This is a genomic window from Pseudomonas sp. RL_5y_Pfl2_73, assembly GCF_963970515.1.
Taxonomy (GTDB): domain Bacteria; phylum Pseudomonadota; class Gammaproteobacteria; order Pseudomonadales; family Pseudomonadaceae; genus Aquipseudomonas.
In genome coordinates, this window is record NZ_CAXAPD010000114.1 from 1 (window position 1) to 1,236 (window position 1,236).

1 protein-coding gene is annotated in these 1,236 nt (G+C 54.8%); it reads right to left on the reverse strand.

Going from position 1 to position 1,236, the window contains the following annotated elements; translation table 11 throughout:
• Positions 1 to 9: 9 nt before the first annotated feature.
• Positions 10 to 1,172, reverse strand: a protein-coding gene (locus AACY42_RS28470; protein WP_339483834.1) for an IS3 family transposase whose coding sequence is annotated in 2 segments (ribosomal slippage) — positions 10 to 917 and positions 917 to 1,172 — 1,164 coding nt in all. Because the reading frame shifts where the segments join, the coding sequence is not laid out codon by codon here.
• Between the last annotated feature and the right edge of the window lie 64 nt (positions 1,173 to 1,236).

The window sequence follows — 1,236 nt, forward strand, 5'->3', positions numbered from 1 at the left end:
CTGTAGTGGTCAACTAATCCCGGACACGACGTTAAGTTTTTCCTCGGCCCGAGCTGGCGCCAGCCCACCGTTGAATTGGTGAGGCCGAATCCAGTTGTACCGATGCATCAAAAAGTGACTGATGTCGCGCTGTGCTTCCTGTGCAGTTCTGTAGCCTAAGGTCGGTATCCATTCAGTTTTCAAACTCCGAAACACGCGCTCCATCGGTGCGTTGTCCCAACAGTTTCCCCGACGACTCATGCTTTGGCGTATACGGTATCGCCACAACCGCTGGCGAAATAATCGGCTTGCATATTGCGACCCTTGATCAGAGTGGAACAGCAGATCCGCAGGTCTGCCACGCTGCTCATAGGCCATATCCAGGGCCTTGATCACGAGTTCAGCGTCCGGTTTTTCCGACAGTGCCCAGCCCACTATCCGGCGCGTGCAGAGATCCAGCACGACAGCCAGGTAATGCCACTTTCCTTGCGCCCAAATATAGGTGATGTCACCGCACCAGACTTGATTGGGGGCTGGCACATCAAACTCACGGTTCAACGTATTCGGGATGTCGAGTCTTTCTACTGTCGCTCGTTTGTAAGCGTGGGAACCGGGTTGTTTGCTGACTAAATCAAGCTCGCGCATCAAGCTGCGCACTTTGAATCGACCGAGTTGCTCACCGTCTTCACGCATCAGCGAGAGAATGCTGCGACTGCCCGCAGCGCTGCGACTTTGCGAGAACAGCTCACTGACGCGACTGCGCAATCGAAGCCGTTCAACATCGGGCGTGCGGCGCCGCAGGCGCTGGGCGTAGTAACACGAGCGGGTAACGTCAAACACCTTGCACAGCCAATCAACCGGCTCATGGGCGCTCAACTGGTCAATCAGCGCAAACGCTCGAGATCTTCCGACATCAAGAGCGCGGTAGCCTTTTTTAATATGGATTTTTCTCGCTCAAGCCGGGCGATCCGAGCCTCCAGTTCCTGAATTTTCTGCTGCTCCGAGGTCAGCGCCTTACTCTGCGGAGTGACACCTTGGCGCTCCTTCTGTACCTGGTCAACCCAACGGCGCAACGCTGATTCACCAATGCCAAGTGAGCGGCTGGCTTCGATGTAGCTGTAGTTTTGCTTGAGTACGAGGTCAGCAGCCTCGCGTTTGAATTCAGCAGAAAAGGAACGGCGTTGTTTGGTCATGAGACACCTCTATCTGGCGAGCATTCTCGCCTAAATGGGTGTCCGGATTCATTAAACCACTACA